This window comes from Microvirga sp. P4_A5, from assembly GCF_056402495.1.
Window position 1 is genome coordinate 1 of sequence record NZ_JBFUHH010000154.1, and the last position, 5,661, is coordinate 5,661.

Consider the following 5,661-nt stretch of genomic DNA (forward strand, 5'->3'; position numbering starts at 1 on the left):
CCATGGCGTCTGGTGCGATGAACTGCGCCAGAAGCCAAGACCGAAGAAGGACTTCGTGGACTTTGCTTTCGAAGCATTGAAGCCGCTTAGATGGGGAGTCACTGAGATTAGTGTTATTGAGAGCTTTGATCGCTACACGAAGAAAATGAAACTCAAGAGGCAATTGCCGCAATAGATGGCCTCCAATTGCCCTTTTACGGCAGCCAACAGTTTGAATAGTTTCGGTGTCGCCCCAAACACGGAGCGACGCGATGAACGAAGCTGAACGAATGGTCCGTTGGCCAGAGGTCAAACACCGGACGGGCCTGAGTCGAACAACGACATGGCGGATGATCCGCAACAAGAAGTTCCCTGCACCCATCAAACTCTCTGACCATGCGATCGGTTGGCGGCTGTCCGATTTGGACGCTTGGTTTGCCTCTCGGCAGGAAAGCAGTGCGGAGGGGCAGCAATGACAGATTTCGGGAGCCAGATAGCTGATGTTGTGCGGTCACTTGAGGTTGCCGACCCGCAGCAAAGGCTTGATCTCTTTCGCGCGATTTTGAGAGAGCGATTTCCGACTGCTTCCCGCGAGGACGTGCTTCGGGCGAAGAACATCCTTGAGGACGAACACCGCGCCCAGCAGGAGGAATATGAGGCTTCCATCGAAGATGCGGGTCGAATGGTGGCGTTTCTGGAAAAGCACAACGTTCCTGCAGACATGCCCTTTGGTACAGCGGTCAGAACTTTGGCTGCTAAAGGTGATCCAGAGGCTATTGCTTATCTGTCGGACCTCAACAGCCCGGAGAGCCTTACTTTCATGGCACTCTTTGACGAGGCAGTTAATCGGCATCCCGACTGGGAACGGGACGACGCCGGACGGTACGCCTGTCTCGATGAGGATGGTTCACAAGGCACTCCAGAGACCTTGGTGAATTGGTTTCAGATGACGTTCCCTAGAGAGGCCCGCGAAGTTGAGGCTCGGGCTATCAGCAGGAACGGCGTGAGAGAGCCCCGGTAGGAGATCTCTCATGAACTCGCAAACGAGAGGAAGTCCCCCGCCGGCTGAATCCAAGGCCAACTTCTCATCGTGGAAGTTCGACATGATCGATGGGCTGCTGTCCGACCCACGGGTGCCGGATGGCCACTTCCGCATCGCGGTTCGAGTTCTTCAGGGCATGGATGAGGGCAAGAGGACCTCATACCTGAGCGACGAAACGATCTGTGACGAGGTGCCTCGCACCGACCGTCACAAGTGCAACGACGCCCGCAAGAAACTCGAGCAGCTGGGATGGTGGAGCGTAAGGCGTGGACACGGCACGAGAGCTTCCAGCTACGAGCTTCACGATGACAACCTCAATCCTCTTCTCGATCAGCGCATCATTAAGCGCGAGGAACGACATGAGAGGCGCAAACGGCAGAAGGAGGAGGGCCGCAAACCCAAGGAAAGGAAATCAAGGGACGTGGTCAAATCACCACGTAAAATCGTTCCTGACGTGGTGGAATTACCACATCGTGATGTGGTGGAATTACCACCCGTTCACCTTGGAGTATCACCTAGGTCAGATCCGCTGCCGGAAGAAGGTAGAGGATACGCGTATGCGCGCGAGGCGGCTGGTGATTGGTGTGCCGAAGACTGGCAGGCGCGTTTCGATGAGATCGCGGGTGTCCTCGAATATGATCAAGGCCTGAGCCGTAAAGAGGCAGACGCACTTGCACTGCGACTGGTCGATGAGGAGCGTCGCGCTTCCATTCTGGAGGACGCGGCATGAAGGGGAGGGCGGGTCGAGAGTCAGGGGCCCCAAGGGGTCTGCCACCGCATGGGGTCTAACGCACGGAATTTTTTTCTCGAGGGCCGCGTTTCCAGGATCGCGGTTCAAACCACCCGGCAGGCCCCTGCCAGTTTGAACTAGGACGAGCGTTTTTTCATCGGAGAGTTGCGTCATGATCGAGCAGAAATCGGAACAGCCTGAAGTTCAAACGGGCGAGAGCCTGGCGCGTCTTCATCAGTGGTGGCTGGGGCAGCTGCAGGATCTCATCGCGTCGGGAGCCGATCCCATGGAGGCCGTCGAGACGATGGCCACCGTCGCGATCACCAATCAGGTGTCGGTTCGCGGTCCTGTCTCGACGGCGCATGCTCTGCAGATGATGGTGAACCTCCTGCTGCGTGACGCGCCTGAGATGGAGCAGCGCGCGGCGGAGGCGAAGGCCCAGAAACACTAGGACCGGAACCCGCGTTTCGGTCCTGCCGTTACATCCATGTCGTCGGGTTGCTGCCGCCTGTTTCAGGGGTGAGCGGCCGAAGGCACCTTCCGCGGCCAGCGAGTGCTGGAGTGGCAGGGCAACCGAACCGGACAACGCCTTTCGAGGCGGTCCTCGCTTGTCATGCCTATCGAAGGTGACCCGATGACATCCCTCAAGACCAAGGACTTCGGCCTCGCGCTCAAGCACGTCGAAGGTGACGGCAAATTCAGCGGCTATGCCTCAACTTTCCTGGTTACCGACTCCTACCAGGAACAAGTTGCACCGGGTGCGTTTGCCCAGAGCCTCGCCGAGATCAAGGCGACAGGCCGTCCGTTGCCGGTGCTCTGGCAGCACAAGAGCGATCAGCCGATTGGCGTCTACGACACTCTGGTCGAGGACGCGAAGGGCCTCAGGGTCGAGGGCCATCTCCTGAAAGACGACGTGACGCTCGCGCGGGAAGCCTTCGCGCTCATGAAGGCGGGCGCGGTGTCTGGCCTGTCGATCGGCTACTACGTCCGCGAGGACAGCTACGACGAGAAGACGAGGATCCGCATTCTCAGGCGGGTCGACCTGGTCGAGATCTCCCTCGTTACATTTCCAAGCAATCCCGAGGCCCGCATCCTCCGCGCCGATCAGGTGCAGGACGCGAAGGCCTTCGAACGAATGCTGCGCGACTGCGGGTTTCCCCGAGCTGCGGCGGCGCGTCTGGCGCGAGGCGGCTGGCCTGCGCTGAAACGCCAAGAACCCTCAACCAACCATGCACTCGCCGCTCGCGTGATCGCAGCGGCGCAATCCCTGAGGTAACCCATGAACGTCCATCTCCGCGACGCTCTGCGTCTGCAAACGAAATCGGCCGGCGGCGCTCCACAGGAGGGCGGCGACGACGCGCTCGCGCTCGCCTTCGAACAGCATCATCAGGCCGTCGAGGCGGCGCTCCGCAAATCCGGCGAGAGCGAGTCCGAGATCAAGGCCCGCCTCGTCGAGATCGAGCAGCGGCTGGCGCGTCGCAGCTATGACGGCGACGACGATTTGCCGGTCCTCACCTCTCCCGGTCGCGCCGTCACCCGGTCGGACGCCTTCAAGGCCTTCGGCGGCTCGCGGCAACGCGGGAAGGTCAGCATCGAGGTCAAGAACATCATCACCACGGCGGTGGATTCCGCTGGCGGGATGATGACGACGGATCGGCGCACGGATCCCGTGCTTCTGGCCCGTCAGCGGATCACCGTCCGCGATCTCCTGGCCCCCGGAAACACCAACGCCAACAGCGTCCAGTACGCTCGCCAGACGCTGCGGGAGAACAACGTCCAGACCGTCGCGGAAGGCGCTCGCAAGCCGGAATCGAACTACGCTTTCGAGCTCAAGGACGCGCCGGTCAGGACGCTCGCGCACTGGACGAAGGCCTCGCGTCAGGCGCTCGACGATGCGCCGATGCTGCAGAGCGTGATCGACGGCGAGCTCCGCTTCGGGCTGCAGCTGAAGGAGGAAGCCCAGCTCCTGTTCGGCGACGGCACGGGCCAGAACCTGTTCGGCATCGTCCCGCAGGCCACCGCCTATGACGCGGCCCGCAATGGGGCTGGCGACACCGCCTTCGACACGGTTGCCCACGCTCTGGCACAGGCGGAAGCGGCGCTCCTGCCGGCGACCGGAATCGTCCTCAACACCGACGACCTCGAGGCGATGAAGGTGATCAAGGACAGCGAGGGTCGCTACATCGGCGGCGGGCCGTTCGGGCCTCCGATCGTCAACCTCTGGGGCCGTCCGGTGGTCGGCACTCCGACGATGCCGCAGGGCGAGTTCCTGGTCGGTGCCTTCCGCGACGGCGCGCAGATCTTCGACCGCTGGGACGCCACCGTCCTGATCTCGACCGAGAACGAGGACGACTTCGTCAGGAACCTCTGCACGATCCTCGCGGAGGAGCGTCTGGCCCTCGCTGTGAAGCGTCCCAACGCCTTCATCGTCGGCACCTTCCCGGCGGCGGCGTAACCAGATTGGCGCACGGGAGCGCATCCCCGTGCGTCGATGATGGCCCGACGACGGATCGGGCCTGCCGTTCGCAAGTCGTGCTTCTCCGAGCGGTTTGCGAACGCTTGGCTGGCGGCGCGTTCACGAGGAAGTCGTGTCGCGCGTGCTTGCCAGGCCAATGTTCGCGGGCGCCTCGGTCAACCGGCGCGTGACACTGGCGGGGGYGTCATCCCCATATGCTTCAGACACCCCACGTCAAATAGAGATACAATCCGATGTAAGCGGCGATGACGAGCGCCGTCACGGAAGAGGTCACCGAGACATCGACCTCGTTCGAGGAGGTAGCCCATAGCCACACTCCGCCCAATGGTACCACTGCCAGCAAAATACCGAGGGCGATTTGCAGGATCAAAACCATCGCAGCACCTATTTCGATCTGGGGGTGTAGAACCCTCACGGTACAGAACCTCGCCAACGACCTTGATCTCGTCCCAATCCTTCTGGCTTACTTGCCGAGCCAATCCGCGAGACCCGAGAGGAAGGCGCCAGCGGCACCAACTGCCGCCGAGCCCGTGATGACGAAGGCGCCAAGCCGTTGCCAGAAACTGAGACGGACCTCAGTGTTGATCCGATCGCCGTCCCAATGTAGGTGCCCCATCGAATCGACACCGAGAAACGAAAGGTTTGTCAGGTTGATCGGGAGGATCTTCTGATCCCAATGCGGTGCCGGGTACTCGAACGAGAAATATTTATAGGGCTGCTTGTCCGCCCAGTATTTCTTGATTTCCTCGGGTGTCTTTTCTGGTCGTTCCATCGTGCCTCCATTCAGTGCGAAACTAGCAGGGCCACGCTTTATGCAGGGCAGCCCCAGCCAACAACAAGAACTCTTCGTGCAGCTCGCGCGGATTGGCGTCCATATAGGCCACAACGATCTTGGCGGCTTGCCCGACGTTTGCTCCTTGGGGAGTGCAAAACTTTAATTTCTCAGGCAGGACCTCCGAAAAGTAAAAGAGGGTTCCGATCTGGCCCATGCAGGAACCGCGCAGGTAAGTCGTATCGGGATCACGATATGGACGCTGGTCCACGGCATGCTTACAAGGCGCATGCATGCCGTTGCCGCTCCCATAGTCCTGCGCCGACGGAACACTAGGCAGAAGCAATACGGCCGCCAGCAGGAACCACCTCATCATTCCAGCCCCCACATTTTCGGCGAGCCTAGCCTGTGTCGCAATAGGAAGAAAGGCTGCGTCTTCCCAAAACCGAGCAAAAGTGTTTTCAAGTAATCGCTGGTCATCCGATGCTCTTGCCGGAGCCGGTTAGACTGGGCGTTTACAGGTCTCGATCGGCCGGCGTGGCGATCAGCTTCGGAATACGCTCAATCGACCGAGTGTCCGTTTCCACAAATGGAGTTCTGCGAATGTTGACCGCGCAGAAACGAACCGTTTTGCACATGTGGCCGGAACAGGAGTTATGGGT

9 protein-coding genes are annotated in these 5,661 nt (G+C 60.4%); 6 read left to right on the forward strand and 3 right to left on the reverse strand.

All coding sequences use genetic code 11. The features are described 5' to 3' along the window. Positions 1-251 precede the first annotated feature (251 nt). The 6 genes from AC1DVM_RS22170 (at position 252) to AC1DVM_RS22195 (ending at position 4,206) form a co-directional block, all read left to right on the forward strand. Positions 252-455 carry a helix-turn-helix transcriptional regulator gene (locus tag AC1DVM_RS22170; protein WP_477258135.1) on the forward strand — a complete coding sequence of 68 codons (204 nt, stop codon included), beginning with the start codon at positions 252-254 and terminating at the stop codon, positions 453-455. Beyond that, entirely contained in the window at positions 452-1,000 is a 549-nt protein-coding gene (locus AC1DVM_RS22175; RefSeq protein WP_477258137.1) for a hypothetical protein, read from the forward strand. Before AC1DVM_RS22170 ends, AC1DVM_RS22175 begins: the two co-directional genes overlap by 4 nt. Positions 1,001-1,010: 10 nt before the next feature. Next, a complete protein-coding gene (locus AC1DVM_RS22180) occupies positions 1,011-1,751 on the forward strand; it encodes a hypothetical protein (RefSeq protein WP_477258139.1) in 741 nt (246 codons plus the stop codon). A gap of 172 nt (positions 1,752-1,923) precedes the next feature. Next, the gene (locus AC1DVM_RS22185) at positions 1,924-2,202 is read left to right on the forward strand and encodes a hypothetical protein (protein ID WP_477258141.1); all 279 of its coding nucleotides are present in this window, start codon (positions 1,924-1,926) and stop codon (positions 2,200-2,202) included. A gap of 183 nt (positions 2,203-2,385) precedes the next feature. Continuing rightward, a complete protein-coding gene (locus AC1DVM_RS22190; protein WP_477258143.1) occupies positions 2,386-3,027 on the forward strand; it encodes an HK97 family phage prohead protease in 642 nt (213 codons plus the stop codon). Between the two features lie 3 nt (positions 3,028-3,030). Then, the gene (locus AC1DVM_RS22195) at positions 3,031-4,206 is read left to right on the forward strand and encodes a phage major capsid protein (protein WP_477258145.1); all 1,176 of its coding nucleotides are present in this window, start codon (positions 3,031-3,033) and stop codon (positions 4,204-4,206) included. Positions 4,207-4,426: 220 nt separating this feature from the next. On the opposite strand, the gene AC1DVM_RS22200 is transcribed toward AC1DVM_RS22195, so the two are convergent. From AC1DVM_RS22200 to AC1DVM_RS22210, 3 genes are read right to left on the reverse strand one after another with little or no spacing between them, the layout of a single operon-like run. After that, the gene (locus AC1DVM_RS22200) at positions 4,427-4,642 is read right to left on the reverse strand and encodes a hypothetical protein (RefSeq protein WP_477258147.1); all 216 of its coding nucleotides are present in this window, start codon (positions 4,640-4,642) and stop codon (positions 4,427-4,429) included. Between the two features lie 48 nt (positions 4,643-4,690). Continuing rightward, positions 4,691-4,999, reverse strand: coding sequence for a hypothetical protein (locus AC1DVM_RS22205; protein WP_477258157.1), 309 nt, complete (start codon positions 4,997-4,999; stop codon positions 4,691-4,693). A gap of 22 nt (positions 5,000-5,021) precedes the next feature. Continuing rightward, positions 5,022-5,375 (reverse strand): Rap1a/Tai family immunity protein, encoded by a 354-nt coding sequence (locus tag AC1DVM_RS22210; protein ID WP_477258159.1) that lies wholly within the window; start codon positions 5,373-5,375, stop codon positions 5,022-5,024. Positions 5,376-5,661: the final 286 nt, after the last annotated feature.

Coding starts and splice junctions, on each gene's coding strand:
- AC1DVM_RS22190 (WP_477258143.1), top strand. CDS start 2,386: ATGACATCCCTCAAGACCAAGGACTTCGGCCTCGCGCTCAAGCACGTC.
- AC1DVM_RS22210 (WP_477258159.1), bottom strand. CDS start 5,375: ATGATGAGGTGGTTCCTGCTGGCGGCCGTATTGCTTCTGCCTAGTGTT.
- AC1DVM_RS22185 (WP_477258141.1), top strand. CDS start 1,924: ATGATCGAGCAGAAATCGGAACAGCCTGAAGTTCAAACGGGCGAGAGC.
- AC1DVM_RS22170 (WP_477258135.1), top strand. CDS start 252: ATGAACGAAGCTGAACGAATGGTCCGTTGGCCAGAGGTCAAACACCGG.
- AC1DVM_RS22195 (WP_477258145.1), top strand. CDS start 3,031: ATGAACGTCCATCTCCGCGACGCTCTGCGTCTGCAAACGAAATCGGCC.
- AC1DVM_RS22180 (WP_477258139.1), top strand. CDS start 1,011: ATGAACTCGCAAACGAGAGGAAGTCCCCCGCCGGCTGAATCCAAGGCC.
- AC1DVM_RS22175 (WP_477258137.1), top strand. CDS start 452: ATGACAGATTTCGGGAGCCAGATAGCTGATGTTGTGCGGTCACTTGAG.
- AC1DVM_RS22205 (WP_477258157.1), bottom strand. CDS start 4,999: ATGGAACGACCAGAAAAGACACCCGAGGAAATCAAGAAATACTGGGCG.